This window comes from Pararhodonellum marinum (assembly GCF_015354735.1).
GTDB lineage: Bacteria > Bacteroidota > Bacteroidia > Cytophagales > Cyclobacteriaceae > Pararhodonellum > Pararhodonellum marinum.
In genome coordinates this window covers 38,658-57,880 of record NZ_JACEFJ010000020.1, presented here as the reverse complement: position 1 = coordinate 57,880, position 19,223 = coordinate 38,658, and the positions used below count along the sequence as shown (strand labels likewise).

At 41.0% G+C, this 19,223-nt stretch carries 18 protein-coding genes and 1 pseudogene; 8 read left to right on the top strand and 11 right to left on the bottom strand.

The window, feature by feature from the left end:
• Window positions 1-5 precede the first annotated feature (5 nt).
• Window positions 6-977 carry a DUF6807 domain-containing protein gene (locus tag H1A14_RS22275; protein ID WP_194778523.1) on the bottom strand — a complete coding sequence of 324 codons (972 nt, stop codon included), beginning with the start codon at window positions 975-977 and terminating at the stop codon, window positions 6-8.
• Between the two features lie 60 nt (window positions 978-1,037).
• Between H1A14_RS22275 and H1A14_RS22270 the strand changes: the two genes are divergently transcribed.
• Window positions 1,038-1,988, top strand: coding sequence for a ThuA domain-containing protein (locus H1A14_RS22270; protein WP_194778522.1), 951 nt, complete (start codon window positions 1,038-1,040; stop codon window positions 1,986-1,988).
• Window positions 1,989-2,144: 156 nt separating this feature from the next.
• On the opposite strand, the gene H1A14_RS22265 is transcribed toward H1A14_RS22270, so the two are convergent.
• The 5 genes from H1A14_RS22265 to H1A14_RS22245 form a co-directional block, all read right to left on the bottom strand.
• On the bottom strand, window positions 2,145-2,873 hold the full coding sequence (locus tag H1A14_RS22265; protein WP_194778521.1) for a Spy/CpxP family protein refolding chaperone: 729 nt from the start codon (window positions 2,871-2,873) through the stop codon (window positions 2,145-2,147).
• Window positions 2,874-2,889: 16 nt separating this feature from the next.
• Window positions 2,890-3,216 (bottom strand): hypothetical protein, encoded by a 327-nt coding sequence (locus H1A14_RS22260; RefSeq protein ID WP_194778520.1) that lies wholly within the window; start codon window positions 3,214-3,216, stop codon window positions 2,890-2,892.
• Entirely contained in the window at window positions 3,200-3,691 is a 492-nt protein-coding gene (locus tag H1A14_RS22255) for an RNA polymerase sigma factor (protein ID WP_194778519.1), read from the bottom strand. Before H1A14_RS22255 ends, H1A14_RS22260 begins: the two co-directional genes overlap by 17 nt.
• A gap of 333 nt (window positions 3,692-4,024) precedes the next feature.
• On the bottom strand, window positions 4,025-6,304 hold the full coding sequence (locus H1A14_RS22250) for a xanthine dehydrogenase family protein molybdopterin-binding subunit (RefSeq protein WP_194778518.1): 2,280 nt from the start codon (window positions 6,302-6,304) through the stop codon (window positions 4,025-4,027).
• A gap of 30 nt (window positions 6,305-6,334) precedes the next feature.
• Window positions 6,335-6,790: a (2Fe-2S)-binding protein gene (locus H1A14_RS22245; RefSeq protein WP_194778517.1), complete on the bottom strand. Its 456-nt coding sequence runs from the start codon at window positions 6,788-6,790 to the stop codon at window positions 6,335-6,337.
• Window positions 6,791-7,028: 238 nt separating this feature from the next.
• Here H1A14_RS22245 and H1A14_RS22240 point away from each other — a divergent pair, with 238 nt between their 5' ends.
• Together H1A14_RS22240 and H1A14_RS22235 are read left to right on the top strand one after the other, a co-directional pair.
• Entirely contained in the window at window positions 7,029-7,898 is an 870-nt protein-coding gene (locus H1A14_RS22240) for a hypothetical protein (RefSeq protein ID WP_194778516.1), read from the top strand.
• A gap of 198 nt (window positions 7,899-8,096) precedes the next feature.
• Window positions 8,097-8,686: pseudogene (locus tag H1A14_RS22235) on the top strand (Uma2 family endonuclease); the annotation flags it as partial.
• Between the two features lie 200 nt (window positions 8,687-8,886).
• On the opposite strand, the gene H1A14_RS22230 reads toward H1A14_RS22235, so the two are convergent.
• From H1A14_RS22230 to H1A14_RS22220, 3 genes are all read right to left on the bottom strand, one after another.
• The gene (locus H1A14_RS22230) at window positions 8,887-9,141 is read right to left on the bottom strand and encodes a hypothetical protein (RefSeq protein ID WP_194778515.1); all 255 of its coding nucleotides are present in this window, start codon (window positions 9,139-9,141) and stop codon (window positions 8,887-8,889) included.
• A 294-nt stretch (window positions 9,142-9,435) separates the two neighbouring features.
• The gene (locus H1A14_RS22225) at window positions 9,436-10,110 is read right to left on the bottom strand and encodes a GDSL-type esterase/lipase family protein (RefSeq protein ID WP_194778514.1); all 675 of its coding nucleotides are present in this window, start codon (window positions 10,108-10,110) and stop codon (window positions 9,436-9,438) included.
• 123 nt (window positions 10,111-10,233) lie between these two features.
• Window positions 10,234-11,091 (bottom strand): alpha/beta hydrolase, encoded by an 858-nt coding sequence (locus H1A14_RS22220; RefSeq protein WP_194778513.1) that lies wholly within the window; start codon window positions 11,089-11,091, stop codon window positions 10,234-10,236.
• Between the two features lie 199 nt (window positions 11,092-11,290).
• On the opposite strand from H1A14_RS22220, the gene H1A14_RS22215 reads away from it, so the two are divergent.
• The 5 genes from H1A14_RS22215 to H1A14_RS22195 all read left to right on the top strand — a co-directional run bounded on the left by H1A14_RS22215 (window position 11,291) and on the right by H1A14_RS22195 (window position 17,505).
• Window positions 11,291-12,061, top strand: a complete 771-nt coding sequence (locus tag H1A14_RS22215; RefSeq protein ID WP_194778512.1) for a tryptophan-rich sensory protein — start codon at window positions 11,291-11,293, stop codon at window positions 12,059-12,061.
• Window positions 12,062-12,170: 109 nt separating this feature from the next.
• Window positions 12,171-13,409, top strand: coding sequence for a hypothetical protein (locus H1A14_RS22210; RefSeq protein ID WP_194778511.1), 1,239 nt, complete (start codon window positions 12,171-12,173; stop codon window positions 13,407-13,409).
• Window positions 13,410-13,686: 277 nt separating this feature from the next.
• Window positions 13,687-15,132 carry a S8 family peptidase gene (locus H1A14_RS22205; RefSeq protein WP_194778510.1) on the top strand — a complete coding sequence of 482 codons (1,446 nt, stop codon included), beginning with the start codon at window positions 13,687-13,689 and terminating at the stop codon, window positions 15,130-15,132.
• A 26-nt stretch (window positions 15,133-15,158) separates the two neighbouring features.
• Window positions 15,159-15,386 (top strand): protease inhibitor I9 family protein, encoded by a 228-nt coding sequence (locus tag H1A14_RS22200; protein ID WP_194778509.1) that lies wholly within the window; start codon window positions 15,159-15,161, stop codon window positions 15,384-15,386.
• Between the two features lie 190 nt (window positions 15,387-15,576).
• A complete protein-coding gene (locus tag H1A14_RS22195; RefSeq protein ID WP_194778508.1) occupies window positions 15,577-17,505 on the top strand; it encodes a hypothetical protein in 1,929 nt (642 codons plus the stop codon).
• A 52-nt stretch (window positions 17,506-17,557) separates the two neighbouring features.
• Here H1A14_RS22195 and H1A14_RS22190 read toward each other — a convergent pair whose 3' ends face one another.
• Together H1A14_RS22190 and H1A14_RS22185 are read right to left on the bottom strand one after the other, a co-directional pair.
• Entirely contained in the window at window positions 17,558-17,965 is a 408-nt protein-coding gene (locus tag H1A14_RS22190) for a group III truncated hemoglobin (protein ID WP_194778507.1), read from the bottom strand.
• A complete protein-coding gene (locus H1A14_RS22185; RefSeq protein WP_194778506.1) occupies window positions 17,947-19,218 on the bottom strand; it encodes an alkaline phosphatase family protein in 1,272 nt (423 codons plus the stop codon). The genes H1A14_RS22190 and H1A14_RS22185 overlap by 19 nt, the downstream gene beginning before the upstream one ends.
• Between the last annotated feature and the right edge of the window lie 5 nt (window positions 19,219-19,223).

Below are 19,223 nucleotides of genomic sequence, written 5' to 3'. Positions count from 1 at the left end.
TTGGGTTATTTTTTGGCAAATTCTTTCCAATAATTTTCAGCCTCCATTGCGGATAAATCGCCGTCAAAAACGATCATTCTGTATTTCAGGGTATATTTTTCCCCAGGAAGGATCTCCCAAGATTCGTGTCTGATAGGGCAGAATTCGATAAAGACATTTTCCTTTCCTTCGTTGGAGTCCTCAGGCCATACACGCATGGGTTCAGGATGGGATCTGTTGTCAGGATGGCTGAGAAATAAAATCCCGCTTCTTCCGGAGGATGAATCGCTTTCACCCTCCACAATTACCCATTTGGCAAAGCTTCCATCTGCTACCTTTCTGTCCAAACCTTCTGAAGTCAGTATTGTACTGTTGGTTTGGTCCCAAATTTCGGTTGCCCTAAAGCCAATTCCACCACCATACCGGTAAGCCTCCAACATAACGCTTGAGGATAATGGTGTTGAAATGGTGCTGGTGTAATCCACCAAGTAATGATTGCTGTTTTTGTTCCAAAGCCTGATAGTCAAATCTTCCTCCAATGCCAGTTGGGGTCCTGATGGAGCCAAAAGATCCATGTGGTTTTGCCTGACCCCTATTTCAGCAAAATCCTTGTTGGTTTTCTTTGAGATAAGCTTTCCAAAATCTACCCTGCCTGTCCCATCCCCGAGATTCCAGAAATCCACTGCTCTGCCTTCGATGGTTGTTTTGGTCCAGGGTCCCCAAATACCATAATGATGATAATGGTCCGGTGGTTGGATTCTGGTCAGTGTTTGACCCGAAGGAGAATTCAAAGGATGGATAAATCCGGATTTGCTGAATTCTTCTTTAACTCCGTCCGGCACTTGTGCAACAGCTTTCTGATAGGTCAAAAGAAGTTGATCTTCCGATTTGAAATGAAACCCTGTCACGGATTCTTCCAAGTTGATTTTCTGCGAAAAGGAAAACAATGGAAGAAAAACAAAAATTAAGCTTTGATAGAAAAGCCTTTTGAATTTCATAGGTATTTAGGTTATTGGGTAAAAGGTTAGAACAATTTATAAAAATCCCAATAAACTCAGATGAATACCAGCGCTTTTATATCATCGGAAAAAAAGATACTGCTGCTATCAGTTCTTTTTTTCTATTCCTTTTCACTTAGGGCCCAAAGTCTCCCTGAAGTAAAGCTTGACAATTCATGGATTGAGAAAATCCATGCACTTGCCCCCGAAAGCCCTTCTTTTCCTGTCACCAAAAAGAAAAACATCCTTGTTTTTTCACTTCATACCGGTTTTGAACATTGGGTAATCCCCCATACGGAAGAAATGCTGAGAATAATCTCTGAAAAAAGTGGTGCTTTTGAGGTTACTGGAAGCAAAGATATCAGCATGTTTGAAGCGCGAAATCTCAAAAATTTTGATGCGGTTATTTTAAATAATACCTGCTCAAAACCTGACCATAGAAACTTGTTCTGGGACAAACTAAGCGCTGAATTAGATGCTGACAGTACCCAATTGATAAGGAAGGCATTGGCAATGGAGAGTAACCTGATCAAATATGTGGAAAAAGGTGGTGGACTGATGGTGGTCCATGGAGGTGTGACTACCCTAAACCAATCCAAGGCTTTTAGCCGTTTGGTAGGGGCAAGTTTTGACTACCATCCCCCACAGCAACCTATTCAGGTCAGATTGGTTGACGCATCCCATCCACTTGTCCAATCATTTCCCAAAGAGGGATTCAATCATGTGGATGAGCCTTATTTCTATAGCAATGCTTATGCTGACTTGGATTTCAGGCCATTGCTTTATTTTAACAATTCAGAGATTACCGATCAGAGGAAAAATCAAATAAAATCAGAAGGCAAGACTTATGTGGCATGGATTCGATCGCAAGGGAAAGGAAAGGTCATGTACTGTTCTCCCTCCCACAATGCCCAGAGTTTTGAGAATCAGGATTTGCTCCGGTTCTTCCTCAATGGATTGCAATATGTGGTGGGGGATGTGGATTGTGATGATAATCCCTTAAACCTTTGAGGTCTTTTCCCAGACCTCGAAGGTTTTAATACCAGAAAAAAGGTCAAAGTTCTAAAGAAAGCGTAATCCTAACCCTAAAGACCTTTGAGGTTTAAAAAACTCTAATTTTACAATTACTTCGAAATGTAGTTAGCGTTTTTGGTTTTATCTGTATTCTCACTTCTCAAATTGTTCTTGCTTATCTTTTTTCAAGATGATGATTACAACACCATTTTTTCCTTTTTCACCATATTTATCGGTTGCCCATTTGTCTTTTAGTACTTCAAGACTTTGGATGTCTTCGGGATTTATTTTGTCAAAATTATCAACCTGAACCATACCTTCTTTTGTAGAAATTAACATCAACGGACTATTCTCAGAATCTGATGAAAGCCTAAGTTTCATGTTTGGATTTGTGTTGGCTTCAGTTGCTGTTTTGCTCACCGTGCCATTCAAAATAGTCGTTGGTCCAATAGTCAATGGCCCCGTTATATCATATTTATGAATATTACTGACTGCTTTCAGTTCCTGAAGTTCTTTTTGCTGGGTTTCATTGAGTTCATTTTTGATGGCAACCAAAGTTGAAAATTGCTTTTTCTTCAGTGAATTTTCCAGACTTAGGACTATATCCAATTGCTTGGAAGTTGCCTCGGGATTGGGTTTGGTTTCACTTAGCATTTTCTTCAACTTGGCAGAAGCTTCATCCAAATCCCATTTGATTTTTCTAAATTCCATGGAACTTTGGCTATGGATTTTTTTGATTCTATCAGCCTGTTGGTCAGTAAGAGAAATGGCGAAACTGTTTTGAAATACCAGGTTAGCAGAATACAATTCTTCCTGAAAAATATCTTGGGCATTTCCTGCCACTGACCATAATATCAAACAAATTATCAATAGTTTTTTCATATCATTCAAATTAATGTTAAAATTCAGTCAAAAGAGAAGAAGTCGGGGATTCCCAAGATTCCAATTCAGTAGTGGATTCAATTATGAATTGGAGTTCATTGTTTTCACCTTCTTCAAGGGTAATGATGATCACGTCGTGATCCAAAGTTTGGATGGGTTTATCCCCCCTATCAAACCAAGCCAATAAAGCCAATGAAGCCGCAATTCCCAATGGTATCAAACTCCATGATTTTGATTTCCTGATTTTTGGAAACTGAGGAATCACAAGTGCTGAATCCTTTGCCTTCATTTCGCTAAAGAAAATCTTCAGGTTTTGTTCTTCGGAATTATCTTTTGTTTTCATGTAGTGTCTTTTTTAAGATAAGGTCTTTGAGATTTTTCTTTCCCCTGTCATAATGGGTCCTGACCGAACCGATACTGATTCCCATTACCTCAGCGGCTTTTTCCAAGGTAAGGTTGTGGTAGAACACCAACAGTAAAATCTCTTTTTGCCTTTCGGGGAGTATTTGGATCAAATCCTCATGTGAATCTGTTTTGGCCTCTTCTTCCTGTTCAGCCGTATCAAAATCCATATCCATGGGGAAAACGTTTTGGTCTTTTTTTCTCCATTCAGAGGCTGTAAATCGGATTACTGAAAACAGCCAGGTTTTCAATTGGGATTTTTCTTTATAGATGGCTTTTCCATTCAGGATTTTTAAATATACTTGCTGCAAAACATCCTTTTCCAAATCCTCATCAAATGAGCAGCACTGCCTTGACCAATGGTAAGCTTGCTGGTGAAGTTCTTTAAGGATGTCTTCCAGTATAGATTTTTTCATTCTTAACCATTAGTGTCTAAAAGTTACTTTTATATGACAATTAAGGTAAGCTTTTTTGAAATTACTTTAGTCCCCATCTTTTGTATTCAAACAATTACAAAGGAAACTGATGTATCTTGAAGAAAATTAAATATCCGAAAAAAGATGCCAACTCTCTTGAATTCAGAGTTGGTAGGCTTAGGGAAAACTTTTTGTAAGAAATTTATCGGAAATCCTTTGACTGCCAATCAAATTCCGCCTCAAATGTACTTTCTGAAAATTAGATCAAGAATACAAAATTAAACGTAATCCTTAACCTTTGAACCCTTCGAGGTTAAAAAAAACCTCAAAGGGCTAAACCTTTATTGGCAACTGATAAATCCTCTGGCCTGTCAATTTATAGATGGCATTGCATAAAGCAGGGATATAGGGTGGAACTGGAGGTTCTCCCACACCCGTTGGTTTTTCCATGCTTTCTATGATATGCACATGGATTTTTTTAGGGGATTGAGGCATCCGGATGATCTGGTAGCCGTCAAAATTGTTTTGTTGCACTTGGCCATTTTCCAGGGTAATTGCCGAGGACATGGCCAAACTTGTGGCAAATTGTGCCCCTCCCTCAAATTGGGACCTAATCCGGTCTGTGTTAACCCCTATCCCACAATCCACCGCATAGTGAACATCAGGGATAATGATCTGCCCATTGCTGCCATTGGTCACTTCTACGATACAGGCGACATAGGTGAGGAAGCTTTTATGGACTGCGAAGCCAACAGCTTTTCCATCCGAAACCATTTTATTCCAGTCGGATTCTTGGACTACTTTTTCAATCACACCTCTCAGCCTTTTGGTATTCCAAGGGAATTTTTCCAAAGGTTCTCCGTAGTTACTAAAATCACCCTTTATTTCACCTGCAAAATCCAGGTCTTTGTTTTCAGGAAGTATGTCCAAAATAAAATCTACCGGATCCATTCCTTTTGTTTCTGCGATTTCATCCAACATACAATTGATGGCAAAGGCATGGTGGATATTGCTTACAGACCTTAGCCAACCTATTCGGGTATGGGCTTTCGACTCATGTGTTTCAATTCTGATATTGGGTACTTCAAAAGGAAAGTCAATGCAGCCCAAACCCAATTCCCCATCGGAAGGATGAAGTTCGGCGGCACTTGCTGTGGCACCGATGGCAGGGAAAACCGTGTGGTGGTTCCAGCCGGAGAAATTTCCGTTTTTATCCAAGGTGGCTTTGATTCTTTGGGCGCTTTGGGCATGGAAAAAATCATGGTGTAGATCATCTTCTCTGGTCCATTGAACCCTCACAGGAGATTTGGCCGATTTGGAAAGCAAGGCCGCCTCCACCACAAAGTCGGGCTTGGATTTTCTCCCAAATCCTCCTCCCAACAAGGTGACATTCATTTTGATTTGGTCCAAATCCATTTGCAAAGCATCGGCCACCGCCTGCCTCGCCCATTGTGGATGCTGGCTCGGCGCCCAAATCTCACAGCTTCCATCTTCCCTGAAATCCGCGATTGCAGCAGGTGGCTCTAAAGTGGCGTGGGCGTAAAATGGCGCCAAGTAAGTCCTTTCAATTACTTTTCCTGCTGACTGACGGGCTGCATTGAAATTCCCTCTTTCCCTTCTGACCTGTCCATTTCCGGTGGTGCTCTTCAGCATATCATCCAATTGCTTTGCAGAAGAATAAGTTTGGTTTTCACCCAAATCCCATTCAATTTCCAAAGCTTCCCGCCCTTTCATAGCCGCCCAGGTATTGTCGGCGATGACAGCAACTCCCTCCAAAGGTTTGTCCAAACCAGGAGGAATACCCGCTCCTTCAATTTGGACTACCCTATTGACACCGGGTACTGCCATGGCTTTTGCGTCATTGTATGAAATTACTTTTGCACCTACTACAGGGCTTCTTCTTACTACAGCAATCTGCATATTCGGAAGGTCTACATCTGCTCCAAAAACGGCTTTTCCGGTTGCTATGTCTTTGTTGTCATAGATGGCTATATCCTTACCTATAAGTTTGTAGCTGGAGAATCCCTTCAAGGTAATGGTGGTCGCATCGGGGATTTGCTTATCCTTGAGGCCTTCTACCAAATCCCCAAAATTTATTTTCTTACCACTGGTAGAAATGACCTGTCCGTTTTCGGTAGCGCATTCTGAAGCATTTATTCCCCATTTTTCTGCGGCAGCAGCGATCAACATATGCCTGGCTGTAGCACCGGCTTTGCGCATGGGTTCGTAAAACATCCGGACGGAATAGGAACCATCCGTATTTTGGTCACCGTATTTTTCCTCGTCACCTTCGGCCTGCACGATCTTGACTTTGCTCCAGTCAGCACCCAATTCATCAGCAACAATCATAGGAAGTGAAGTCCGGATTCCGGTGCCCATTTCGGACCTGTGGGCGATTATTGTTACCTGATTGTCGGAATCAATACTGAGGTATACATTTGGGGCAAAAGTTACCAATTCGCCTTTGGGTCCACTGCACTGAAAATTTACTCCAAGGAGGAATCCTCCTGAAGCTAGGGTGCTGATCTTCAGGAATTCCCTCCTTGAAGGGATAAATACTTTGCTTTTATTTTCTGATTCTTTGTTTTTGAGGAATGGGAATTTGGGCATCATAACTTTAAGATGTCTAGGTCAAATGAAAAATTAAGATTTGGAAGCGGTCAATATAGCATCCTTGATCCGGTTGTAAGTGCCGCATCGACACAGATTTCCTGCCATGGCATTTTCAATTTCAGCTTCAGATGGACTGGAATTACTTTTGAGGAGTGCAGCAGCATTCATGATCTGACCAGTTTGACAATAACCGCATTGGGGAACGATGTGCTCCACCCAAGCTTTCTGCAATGGATGATTCCCATCCTGAGAAAGACCCTCAATGGTGGTGATATTTTGGTTTCCTATAGAAGAAATCGGCAAGCTACAGGATCTTCTGGCATCATCGCCGACCAAAACCGTACAAGCGCCACATAAGGCCTGCCCGCAACCGTATTTCGTGCCCTTTAAGGACAACAGGTCCCTAAGTACCCAAAGCAGGGGCATATCTTCAGCGGCCGTTACTTCCTGTTTTTTTCCATTGATGATAATTGTGTATTTTTCCATATTGACCTATTGTTGGGTGCTTTGATTTTTTGGTGCAAGTTGTAATTTGCTGAATCTTTAAATTTAGAAAAATTTGTGAATATCACAGTGTAACGAAACTTATTGAAATACAAAAGGTTGGAATTGACCATGGTTGGTAAGAGGGGCTATTTGAAAAAGTTGGAAATTATCAACTGAAACAAAAATCAAAAGACAGAATAAGTTTAGTATAGAATGAAAATTTCAATTAGGAAACAATATGATCAAGAAGTTTTTTAAATGGCAAATCAACATATTCGATATTTTGGATGAGCATTGGGAAAGTCCCCCGGTGTCCAAAGTGATCAGTAACGTTGTAGTAGGTTTTTTTGTGGTTGGGCTTTTTGTAGGGCTGTTGTCCTATTTGAATTTTCTGGATTTAGGAGAGAATTTCTCTGCGTTTTTTGCCATTGAACTTGCCTTTAATGTCCTGCTGATATTTGAAGTCTTGGGATTGATTTTCCTTATTCCTAAATCTGTTGCAGATTCTGTAGGCAAGCAATTTGAAATTATTTCTCTCTTGTTGTTGAGGGATGCCTTCAAGGAATTTGGACATTACTTGGGTGACCTGAATTGGGATTTGGGGTTTTTATATGAACTCCTCCCTATAATATCCGATGCATTTGGTGCCATTTTGATTTTCCTGATTACAGGTTTGTTTTACCGTGCACAGAGACATATCCGCATTACCCAAAGTTATGAAGAGCAAAGGGGTTTTGTAGCCATCAAAAAACTGATTTCCATTTATCTGACCCTTTCTTTCATAGGTTTGGGTATTTTTGATGTCGTTTCTGCCTATCAAACCCATGAGTTTATCTACAGCATCAAACTGTTTTATACGCTTCTGATTTTCACTGATGTCTTCATCCTCCTATTCTCTTTGAGATATACCAGCAAATACTATAATCTTTTCCGGTATTCCTCATTTGCCTTGGCAACCATATTTCTCAGGTTAACCCTTTCAGCTCCTCCTTACTTCAATGTCCTTTTGGCCTTGATCGCGGGCTTGATGGTTTTGGGGGTTACTTACATTTATAACAGGCTACTTTCAAACAAAGAGTATCAAAATATCCAAGATTCGAAAGCCTGAAGACCATCCCTAAGTAATTTTAACTTTCGGGTTTAAGAAAAGTAGAAGATATTTATTTCCAACTACCAAATCTCTTTTCATCTGATAAACCTGGCAACTTCAATAAGTTGAAAAATCTCCAATCCTTGCCGGGAACAAATGTTGCATTGCGCTCTCCGATCCTTTGACTATCTTTATAATATGAACGAGGAGCAGTAAAAAAATAAAGCTGAGGAGCCCTTTTCAGAATATGGAAGGTATACCTATGCCGACTATTTGACCTGGCAAATTGACGGGATGGTCGAGCTGATCAAAGGAAGGGTATTCAGGCAGGCTGCTGCGCCGAGTGTCAGACACCAAAGGGTTTCCATGAAAATGTCTGCATAACTATTTGCTTTTTTGAAAGGAAAAAAATGTGAGGTTTTTACAGCACCATTTGACGTCCGCTTACCGATCAAGTCCAAAAAAGATGAAGACATTGATACAGTCGTTCAGCCCGACATCTGTGTGGTCTGTGATCCTGAAAAATTGGATGAATTAGGTTGCATAGGAGCTCCTGACCTGATCCTGGAAATCCTTTCTCCAGGTAATGACAAAAAAGAACTGCAAAACAAATACGAGGTGTATAAAGAATCAGTGTAAGGGAGTATTGGATCATTCATCCCAATGAATGCACCTTGATTGTCAATACCTTGGTTGATGGGAAATACCTGACTTCCAGGATTTTTACCCACGGAGACAAAGTAGCCTCTCAGGCCATAGAGGGATTTGTGCTCGATTTGGAAGAGGTTTTTGAGGAAATGATTTAAAGGTTTGGGTTCTCCGCTTCTTTGCTGGAAAATTTTCGTATAGCCTGATATCTTTGCGATTTGAAATCCAGTAAAATTGGTTGAATGGAATGATGCCGACCCCTAGGATTACCTTGGAAATACATGTTGAGGGAGACATAAAATGAACTTCAGAATAAATACAAAACCTTTAGGTAAATAGTACTAGGAAATTCTTAAACTCATTCCATGCCTTTTCTGCGTTTTAATTCTGCATTGATTTTGCCTAACTGCATGATCGGTAGAAAGATCCCACCTATGGCTATCACGGGAAACATAATCAAGAGGATTTTGGTATTTTCAAAACTATTCGAATTAAAAACATATATCAGGTAAACAATCAACAAGACCGCAGGCACGAATGTGACAGTCAAAAGCGTCCGCTTCATTGTTACCAGTTTTTCTAAAGGAAGGTCTTGGATGTTGGATTTCGCCATTATTAATACTTTTTAAGTTCCATTGAAATCATGATCCTCTATTAAAACCAAAATAACGAATCGTGAAAATTAATGCAAATTCTGAAGATGAACTTTTTTATCAATTTAAAAAATATGATCACTTCCACATACCCAAAAGCATCAGAATTTAAATCAAATCCTTTTCCCAAAAAGCAACTGAAATGCCCATTGCAACTAAAAAATAATTTTTTAACTAACTGTTTGATTATAAAAAAATGGTTATCGCTTCTTTGTCGGTACCCAACTATTTCATTGACAAGTTAGAATTCCCCTTTAAGGTAGATATTTAGAAATAATTTCTTCCCACAATTTATACCCCTGATCACTTAAATGGAGTGAATCAGCGGCATAATATGCAGGAATGGGCCTGCCATCCTGGCCTATCATCGGTTTCCAGACCTCTATATAGGTCACCTTCTTCCTGCCTTCTGCATAATCTGAGAGCGCCTTGTTGAGTGCCAGATAGTTGTCTTTGAGTTTCCACCTGGAAGGGCTAGGTTTGGTGCTGATCAAGTGGATTTGAACTTCAGCGTTTTCTTTGGAAATTTTTCGGACCACCTTATCCATGGTGTTGATGATTTCCTGAACGGATTTACCGGCGTTGATGTCATTATCGCCTTCGTAAATAAAAACGGTAGCAGGCTCATATCTTATTACCAGCGGTTCCAAATGGGTCAATAAATGATGGGTCTGCGATCCCCCAAAACCTGTATTGATGATCGGATATTCCGGAAATCCGGTTTCCAAGTCTTTCCATAATCGAATGCTGGAGCTCCCGGTAAATACCACTGATCCCTTTTTCCAACCCAGTGCGTTGTATTTTTCAACCAATTCAGCCACCTCTTTCTCAAATTGTTCATCTTGGGTTTGACTAAAAACCAATGGCTGAAACAAAAAATAATTTGCAAAGAAAGCGAGTACCAATAACCTGAACCTATAATTTTTCATTTGTTTGTCTATATTGATTCAAATTGGCCAATGGGTAGGAAATATCCAAGCTATCTTAAAAAAGCCGATCAAAATAATCATCACCTTATGAATTTGGATCACTATTAATCTGACTTACAGAGCCTAATTTTCATTGCGGCTCTTTTCCATAAAATCCAAGATCCATCGGTAAGTCTTGTTTGGTGAATAGAGAAATTGGGCAATCATGGGCACATGTTTTTTCCTTTTTTGAAGGTGGAATTCGGGATTGGGCTCTATTTCCCGGTAGGCTTCCAGAAAACGGAACGTGGTTTTTTCAATTCCCGGTAAGGTCCTCCCTCCCATCATGATCAGCAAGGGCGGATCATGGGCATCCAGAAAATAGATGGGAGAAGTTGCTTTCCAGACCTCGGGATCATCGGTAAAAGCCTGAAGGTAAGAGGTGCCTGGTTCATAATCCATTTCCTGCAAAAACCAATGCATATCCAATCCGGCTGCATCAATCAAAACAGCTCCTTTGATGGGATTTTGAATACCAACACTGTCAAAATAAATATTTCGGACCGAAATAAGGGCGGCGAGGTGCCCACCCGCAGAATGGCCTGACACAAAAATGCTTTTCGGATCACCCCCGTAACCGGCAATGTTTTCTTTGGTCCATTTGACAGCCTGCGCTGCAGCAAGGGCCATATCATGCACTTGATAATCAGGGGAGAGTGGATAGTCTATGATCACAGCCACAACACCTTTCCTTGCCAAGCGATTTCCCAAAAAATTATAAATGTCTTTGTTGCCCGAACGCCAACTTCCTCCATGGAGAAAAATCAATACATCCCGTTTGCCACTGGATCTTTTGGGCGAAAAGATATTCAGTTGTTTCTGGGGCAATATATCCAATTGCCTCTCCTCCATGTAATCAATGGATTTAACACGATGAACCCTTTTGAAGGAGCAGGAGGAAAAAAGAAAAACAAACAGACAAAAATAGATCAGCTTCATCATAATTGAGGTACTAACATCACTTGATAACCTACGAAGGTCTCAATAGTTTCGGATGAATAAACCGTGTTTCTCCTAAAGTAAATAGAATGGGTTTGATTTTTTTAAATTCTGAAATTATTGATTTTCATAAGTTCATATAGGGCAAAAGCTGAAATAAACACTTAAATTTAATTCTTCCACCAATAAATTTAATCCTGCCATGCGACTGTTCCTGCTGATTTTCAATACCCTTACTTTTGGCATTACCCTGTACCTCAATTACCTCTATGGTTCCGGTGCCGGAGGCAGAAAATCCGTAGGGGAGATCAGCAATCAATTTGACACTTTGATCACTCCGGCCGGGTATGCATTCGCCATTTGGGGACTTATCTATCTATTGCTCACTGCTTTCATTGTATTTCAATGGGTGAGTTATTTCAAAAATCAATCGGAAAAATCACTAGATCCCACGTTTATCTGGTTGGGGGTAGCCAATCTGCTCAATGCAGCGTGGATTGTGGTATGGACCGGTGAACAAATTGGGTTGTCTGTTCTGATTATTTTCTTGCTTTTACTGGTTTTGTTGATTTTGGTGGTTCGTCTCAAACTGGAAATCTGGGATGCTCCTTTGGACATTATTGTTTTCGTCTGGTGGCCCATTTGTATTTACACGGGTTGGATAGTAGTAGCGTCGGTAACGAATCTGTCGGTTTGGTTTTACAAACAAGGCTGGTTGATGCAGCATGAATTGATTTGGACTGAAGTCGTTCTGCTGGTTTCCACCGGAATTTATCTCTTTCTGATTCGAAACAGAAACATGCGGGAAGCAGCCCTGGTAGGTGCTTGGGCACTGGCAGCGATTTCCTACAAACATTGGGGCACCGAAAAAACCGTGGCTTTCACTGCACTCATCATGGTTGGAATTCTGTTATTGGCTTCAGGCATTCATACTTATCGAAATAGGGCTACCCTTCCCCACTCCAAGTTATAGCCATGTATTCCTGCTTCACTCGTGTAAATTTAGTTTCTTCTTTTTTAAGGATTGATTTTCATTGCTGTGAATAAATTTCTATTTTTCATAATCTGCGAAAAAAGAGAATATGAGCCAAGATATTGACCAAGGCATTGACCCTGAAGAAAATCCTCAAGAAGACTTAGGCTGGCTGAAACACCTACAGAAAAACAGCTGGGAGCCTGAAGTCATCATGTCAGGTATAATTCTGGCCTTTATTTTCGCTTTTCCATCTCAGGTTTTCGACTTTTCTGTGAGATTGATGCAGGATGGTGGACTTAATTTTTTAGGTGCATGGTTGATTTTGATTTACCTTTCTTCGATCATCAATGTTTTTAAAATTTTTCTGGTGGCGCATCTGGTATTGAGGTTTGCATGGACTGGTGTGCTCGGGTTGAGTTACGCATTTCCACATGGAGTCATCAAAGAAAAATTGTTTAAAATCAGTCAGAATTATGAATACGCCAAGCCTTTGGACATGGTTATTCGACTGGAAAAAGTCTGCAGCATGTCTTTTGCCATTCCCTTGATGTTTGCCTTTGCTATTTTACCAATTACACTATTTCTTTCCTTGCTGCTGTTGATTTACAAATGGTTTGATCTGGATTTTTTCACTGTTTACTTGATATTTTTAGGTAGTGTTCTGGTTTTAACTTTTACCATGCTTCTGACAAAAGAAGCAGGATGGAAAAAGAGATTCACCAAAACCATTTTTGGAAGTATCCAAGCCATTTATCAGAGCAATCTGGGCAAATGGGCTACTCCCCTTTACGTCTTCTTTATTTTTGTCGTCTCCATTCCCTTGATTTTGGCTGACACCAAAGGGTTTCATATGTATTCTAATACAACCAATTTAAGCGGGGATGACCTTTTATGGTCCGACAAATCACTATATTTTGAATCCTACCTGAAAGATGATCAAAGATTTCCACGCGTCCTATTGTCCGATGACAATACCGCTCAAAATGAAATCAGGATTTTTATTGCCTACTATCCTCTTGATGAAAAAACCGTCAGGTTGTTAAAGAGCCGGTATTCAGTTACACTAGATACACTTGGTTGGCATCAGGTTCAGGAACCCATTGACCTGTTTAGATTTTACCTCAATGGTTCTGAAGTCCATGTTGCCAAATGGGAAAAAAGTAAAATGCCTTTTACCAATCAAAGGGTTTTTGAAGGGTACCTTGACCTGAAAGGAGTATCAGCAGGAATTCAGGATTTGCGAATTGAGAAGCTGATGGTTTTGGAAAAATTTCTTTTCTTGCCTGAAATCCCGAAGCTTAGGGAGAATTGGGCAAAATTCAATTTTTACAAAACCAAGAAATGAAGGTATCTTTACCACAAAGAGTCAAATTTCAGGGCGCATTAACTTGTTGTTTTCTTTTAATTTATGTTAATTTTTCATAGCTTTATTTCACTTTTTGAATCATTTGTTTATCCGTTTTTACTGCAAATTCATCACGGCAAGCTTCTCCATGCCGCTGCAATCGGTCAGAAAAGTCTTAAGGACACATTTTCTGAATGTAACATTCTAGACAGGGATTTCTTTTAGGCGGTACCCGAAAAGCCCAAACAGAGTAGGGAAAATCAAACCCAATACCAATATGAAAAAGTCAAGTAACCAAAGGTATCTAATTACCTTCGCGGATGATCATGTGGACACCAATGAGGTGAGCAAAGTGATTGGGGTTCCCAAAAGCAAGTGCAAAGAGGGAGTAGAAATGATGGCTAGTGATCATGAACCTAAAGCCGATGAGGTAATGGTCTTTGAAAACCTAGGAATCTCTTCAGCGGAACTTACGGCAGAAGAAGCAGAAAAACTTTCTGAAAAACCGGAAATAACTGCGGTAGAAGAGGATTATGAAATGTATGCTTTGGCGGAGGTTGATGACCTTAAACAATTTGACGAACTCTTTGGACAGGAAAATGGCGAGAAAAAGGAAAATTTCATCAATGAGTATATGGAAGGTTACAACAGGGCCTTGGCAGATGTATTTGCATTCCAAAATGCCGGTTTAGCTGCCCATCCGAGTGCTGCCCATATTCCACACAATTCTTTCCAACCTGGCTTTCCCCCAATAGTGCCCATCCCTCAGCCCATTCCACAATTTCCTCCGTTTTTTAGACAATTCCCACATTTCCCGCATTTTCCATTGCCAAAACTTACCCAACCGGTGCCTTGGAACATTGAAATGGTCAAAGCACCTCAAGCTTGGGCAAGGGGACTGAGAGGACAGGGAGTAAGGTTGGCCATATTGGATTCGGGTATATCCACCCATCCTGACTTGGTCATTTCCGGCGGGGTTTCCTTCATACCAGGGGAAACTGATTTTGCTGATCAAAACAGCCATGGAACCCATTGTGCAGGGATAGCCGCTGCAAAAAATAACATGATCGGGGTAGTCGGAGTGGCTCCTGAGTGCAATTTGTTCGCGGTCAAAGTTCTTCAGCACAATGCATCGACAGGCAGGGCCTCAGGAATGAGTAGCTGGATCATTGCCGGCATGGATTGGTGTATCAGCAATGGGATCAAGGTGGCCAACATGAGTTTGGGTGGTGGCAATCCTCCCTCCACCGCCTATGCCAATGCCGTCAAACGGTGCCAAGACAATGGGGTCACCGTGGTGATAGCCTCAGGAAACTCCTATGGAACCAGCTTCCCTTGGGTTTGTGCACCTGCCAATTCCGTCCTGACCACCAGCCTAAATTCCAGACCAATCGCAGTAGGTTCTATCAATCAAAACCAAAACATAGCAGGTACTTCCTCAAGGGGTGGGCAGACAAGTCCTTGGAATCAAGTGACAGTAGTTGCCCCTGGCGTCAGCATCAATTCCACCATACCAAATAATGCCTATGGCCTAAAAAGCGGAACTAGTATGGCCTGTCCCCATGTGGCTGGATTGGCCGCTTTGATCATACAACGGTATCCTGGTATCACACCATACAATGTCAACCGAAGAATAGCCACCACCTCATCTGACCTAGGTCATCCTGGTCTGGATACTACCTTCGGTTATGGTCTAATCAACTGCGACTTGGCGACCCGATAGGAATCTAAAAAATAGAAATTACAACTATGGGAAAAATAGCCAGCGGTCTGAAAAAGACCATAGACAAAGACAAAAAGCAAGTTCAAAAGGTCATCATCTTAACAAAAGAGACCTCAGATCTAAGCATTCCTAAGTCCAAAAAAGTGATGGAAAACACTTTTAGTGCCACGCTTTCCGGCGAAGAAATTCTGAAACTCGCCGAAAAGGAGGAGGTGGTCTCTATAGAGAATGATGAAGAAATGGTTGGGTTTTAATTGAAATCCACCAAAAATCTTGGTAAAACAAGGATCAATCTGAAACTACAGGTGGTCCTTGTTTTTTTTGCATTTACCCTGAAGGCAAAACTCCAAAAAAAAACAATGAGAAGTTTATACTATTTATTTAAAATTTAACCTATATTTCACGTTCATTTTTATTCCTTTTTTATCACCCATCCTTTTTGAAATGGAAAAACGAGAAAGATTACAATTTTGCAAAAAATGTGTCAAACGGAAGTTTGATCCGATGCATGGTTTGGTTTGCAGGTTAACAGATAAAGCGGCAGACTTCGAAGAGAACTGCGCTTATTTTGAACGAGACACTGCTGTCAAAGAACAAACTCTAGAAGAAAAAGAAATCCTAGCCCCTGATCACCAAGAATGGTTAACGTCATTACCAGAACCCATCCTTGACAAAATCAGGTCTCACCAAAGTTTGGGATTTGCTATTCTAGGTGGATTTTTGATCGCTGTGGTCGCTGCTTTACTATGGGCTACCGTTACGGTAATTACTCATTATCAGATTGGTTTCATGGCCATTGGCGTCGGGTTTTTGGTAGGCTATGGAGTCAGGTTCTTCGGAGCGGGAGTGGACCCCATATTTGGTTTTATTGGAGGTTTTTTTGCCCTTTTAGGTTGCGTACTGGGCAATCTTCTCAGTCAGGTAGGTTTTATCGGCAATGAGTTGGACATGGGTTATTGGCAGGTGCTTGGATTGATTGACAGCAGCAATATAGGGACACTGTTCATTGAATCCTTTGACATCATTGACCTGTTGTTTTATGGCATTGCCATTTTTCAGGGCTATAAAATTGCCTTTAGAACCATCCCATCAGAATTGGAGGTTGACGGTGATTTGACGCCAAGAGGATCGGCGTTGCGTCTTCCCTTGTCTATCCTCTCTGCGGTCTGTATAGGTGGTCTGATTTTCAGCTTGCCCAAGGCTGAGGAAGGGGAACAAACCTATTTCTATGATTCTGGGGCTGTCTTTTCACAAGGGGAATTATCAGGAGGATTAGCCAATGGTACCTGGAAATATTTTCATGAAAACAATGCCTTGGCATTGGAAGCCCATTTTGAAAATGGAGTTGAAACCGGTCTTTGGCAATATTATGACGAGGAAAGCAACCTGACCAAAAAAGAAATCTATAGCAATGGGCTAGCCCATGGACCATACATTTCTTTTCATGCGGGCCTATCAGTAGCTGATTCGGGTGTCTACGAATATGGAAGAATGACAGGCCCATGGATTGTAAATTACCCGGATGGTGTATTACAGGCAAAAGGTGAGTATATGTTGGACAGGCAAGAAGGTCTCTGGACTTTTTTTCATACCAATGGCCAGGTTTCTGAGGAGGGGCATTTTGAAAAAGGAGAAAGAAAAGGGCTTTGGAACACTTGGGATGAAAACGGAAAACTGTTGAGTACCATAAATTACCATTCCAATGAAATCATGGATTGGCTCTTTTTGATCGATGCATCAGGAAAAACCATCATCAAAAACGGAAAAGGCAAATACAGGTCTTTCTATGCCAATGGAATGGTGGAAGAAGAAGGTGAAATAGACAATGGGAAAAAAGTCGGGATTTGGAACTTGTACCATGAAAACGGACAAATGCATGTGGAAGCCAAATTTGAAGAAGGTAAAGAACTAATATGGAATCAATGGGATCAGGAGGGAGGTCAGTTGGTGACTGAAGGCTTTGGCGATTATGTCCTTTATTACCCTTCCGGTGGGGTTCTTGCAAGGGGCAGTTTAAAAAATGGCCTTCGCAATGGCAACTGGAAAACTTTCTTTGATGATGGAATGGAAACACTTTTGGATCAAACCAACTATTATATGGGGCAGAAAGATGGTTACTCCATTTCCTATTATGAAAACGGTTCAGAGGCAGTAAAAGGATTGTTCAAAAATGACAAACGGGAAAACAATTGGCAGTGGTTTGACTGGGATGGGCAATTGAACAGTGAGGTCATTTTCAAAGATGATTTAAAACATGGCAATCAGTTTTTCTTCAATGACAACGGCCTATGGATCAAGTCTGAAACCTATGAAAATGGACAATACTTGGGTACAGAAACAATAGAAAATAAAGGACAACAGAAAAACAGTTAAAACTCCGTATCTGAAAAATTGATACCCTAAAAGGATAAAGGATCATATTCCTTTATCCTTTTATTTTGATTCCCCTTCCTTCCAAAATTCTAAAAAACAAGATATGGGCCATGCGTCGGGCATGTTCTTTCGCATAGTCCGCATTTTTACCTTCAAAATACGCATCCAAAGTTGAAAACCAAAGTTCCAGCCAGTTTCCAAAATGCAATTGCTCGATGCTGTTTCCCGTGCTTCGGTCAACTTCCTTATGAACAGGGACTGGATTGAATTTGCCTGCTCCTGGACCAGACTGTAACAGGACCATTTCCCAAAAATCAGTCAGTCGTTCCAAATGGGATTCCCAATCTTCCACCACTTTATTGAATATCGGCCCAAGGCTTTCATGAACTCTGATCTTGGCATAAAAGCTCCTCACCAAAAGCGACACATCCTCCCTGTTCTCTATTGCTTTTCTTTCCATAATTTTTCTTTCAATATCGGTTTCAAGACTTCCAAATCCCCATCTATGTCATCCGGAATAGGCAATCCTAGAATCTGACAGATCAAAGGATAGACATGGATGTTTTGAAAAGGCTTTACCTGCATCCCTTCTTTTATAGCCGGACCTTTGGCATAAAATATTCCGTGCATTTCCATGTGTTCCGGATGGAAACCATGTTCTCCATACACATTGGTTTTGAATCTGGCGGTTCGGTTTTGATAGGCCATCATTCCTGCAGGAGTGGCCAAGTAATGTCCAAAATCCGGGATAATCAGAATATCACCGATTCTTGCCCCAAATTTTTCAAGATCTTGGTAATATTCGGTATCATTCGTTTTTACCGCTTTATAGGGGCCTTTGGTATGGTTAAGTTGTTGGACTATTTGTTCGGTTTGAGAAGGATTTTCCAGGTACAAATGAGCCAAAGCGCCATTGTTGACCACACGGGCAGGAATATCAGCTGTGATCACATTTAGATCGAGAAGTTGTTCTTTGGGGACATCTGCCATGCCATGGTCTGATACGATGATCACATTGAGATCCATATCCAGACTATTCAAACCATCAAATAAAACCCCGAGTTCCTTGTCCAGTCGCTGCAAGCGGACTGACAATTGTTCATCATTGCTTGGGCCATACCGATGACCAACATCATCCATATCAGAAAAATAGAGTGTTATTAAATTCGGCCTTTCACGCTCAGGCAGTTGGAGCCATTCCAGTACCACAGAAATCCGGGTCAAATTAGGGACGTTTACGTCATACAAATGATAATAGGAAGGCCGGATACCCTTTACAGGGGCTTCAGTCCCCACAAAAAAGTAACTCGCGGCCTTCATTCCGCTTTGTTCTGCCAATACCCATAAAGGTGTTCCTCCATACCAATCCCCATCACCCACTATCTCCCGATTATTGATCCTGTAGGTTTGGCCCTTTGCCGGGTCGTAGAAAGAATTGTCCACCAGACCATGGTTTTCAGGTCTCTTGCCGGTGGCTATTGTATAATGATTGGGAAAAGTTTTGGTAGGAAAAGAGGGAATCAAGGCTTCTGCAGCAGTGCCCTTCTCAATAAATTTAAGCAGGTTTTCAGGTTGAAACCGCTCTACATAATCATATCGGAAACCATCAAGTGAAATCAGAATAACATATTGTTCCTTTTCCTGTGAAAAAGCCAGTGAATCACATAAAAATAAAAAAACAATTACGGCCAAGGTGGGCTTTACAAGGTTCATTGTTT

Excerpts from the sequence above, each read along its gene's own strand:
- H1A14_RS22260 (WP_194778520.1), bottom strand. The coding sequence starts at position 3,216 with ATGAAAACAAAAGATAATTCCGAAGAACAAAACCTGAAGATTTTCTTT.
- H1A14_RS22205 (WP_194778510.1), top strand. The coding sequence starts at position 13,687 with ATGAAAAAGTCAAGTAACCAAAGGTATCTAATTACCTTCGCGGATGAT.
- H1A14_RS22220 (WP_194778513.1), bottom strand. The coding sequence starts at position 11,091 with ATGATGAAGCTGATCTATTTTTGTCTGTTTGTTTTTCTTTTTTCCTCC.
- H1A14_RS22275 (WP_194778523.1), bottom strand. The coding sequence starts at position 977 with ATGAAATTCAAAAGGCTTTTCTATCAAAGCTTAATTTTTGTTTTTCTT.
- H1A14_RS22185 (WP_194778506.1), bottom strand. The coding sequence starts at position 19,218 with ATGAACCTTGTAAAGCCCACCTTGGCCGTAATTGTTTTTTTATTTTTA.
- H1A14_RS22250 (WP_194778518.1), bottom strand. The coding sequence starts at position 6,304 with ATGATGCCCAAATTCCCATTCCTCAAAAACAAAGAATCAGAAAATAAA.
- H1A14_RS22240 (WP_194778516.1), top strand. The coding sequence starts at position 7,029 with ATGATCAAGAAGTTTTTTAAATGGCAAATCAACATATTCGATATTTTG.
- H1A14_RS22200 (WP_194778509.1), top strand. The coding sequence starts at position 15,159 with ATGGGAAAAATAGCCAGCGGTCTGAAAAAGACCATAGACAAAGACAAA.
- H1A14_RS22190 (WP_194778507.1), bottom strand. The coding sequence starts at position 17,965 with ATGGAAAGAAAAGCAATAGAGAACAGGGAGGATGTGTCGCTTTTGGTG.
- H1A14_RS22215 (WP_194778512.1), top strand. The coding sequence starts at position 11,291 with ATGCGACTGTTCCTGCTGATTTTCAATACCCTTACTTTTGGCATTACC.
- H1A14_RS22245 (WP_194778517.1), bottom strand. The coding sequence starts at position 6,790 with ATGGAAAAATACACAATTATCATCAATGGAAAAAAACAGGAAGTAACG.
- H1A14_RS22270 (WP_194778522.1), top strand. The coding sequence starts at position 1,038 with ATGAATACCAGCGCTTTTATATCATCGGAAAAAAAGATACTGCTGCTA.
- H1A14_RS22225 (WP_194778514.1), bottom strand. The coding sequence starts at position 10,110 with ATGAAAAATTATAGGTTCAGGTTATTGGTACTCGCTTTCTTTGCAAAT.
- H1A14_RS22210 (WP_194778511.1), top strand. The coding sequence starts at position 12,171 with ATGAGCCAAGATATTGACCAAGGCATTGACCCTGAAGAAAATCCTCAA.
- H1A14_RS22255 (WP_194778519.1), bottom strand. The coding sequence starts at position 3,691 with ATGAAAAAATCTATACTGGAAGACATCCTTAAAGAACTTCACCAGCAA.
- H1A14_RS22230 (WP_194778515.1), bottom strand. The coding sequence starts at position 9,141 with ATGGCGAAATCCAACATCCAAGACCTTCCTTTAGAAAAACTGGTAACA.
- H1A14_RS22195 (WP_194778508.1), top strand. The coding sequence starts at position 15,577 with ATGGAAAAACGAGAAAGATTACAATTTTGCAAAAAATGTGTCAAACGG.
- H1A14_RS22265 (WP_194778521.1), bottom strand. The coding sequence starts at position 2,873 with ATGAAAAAACTATTGATAATTTGTTTGATATTATGGTCAGTGGCAGGA.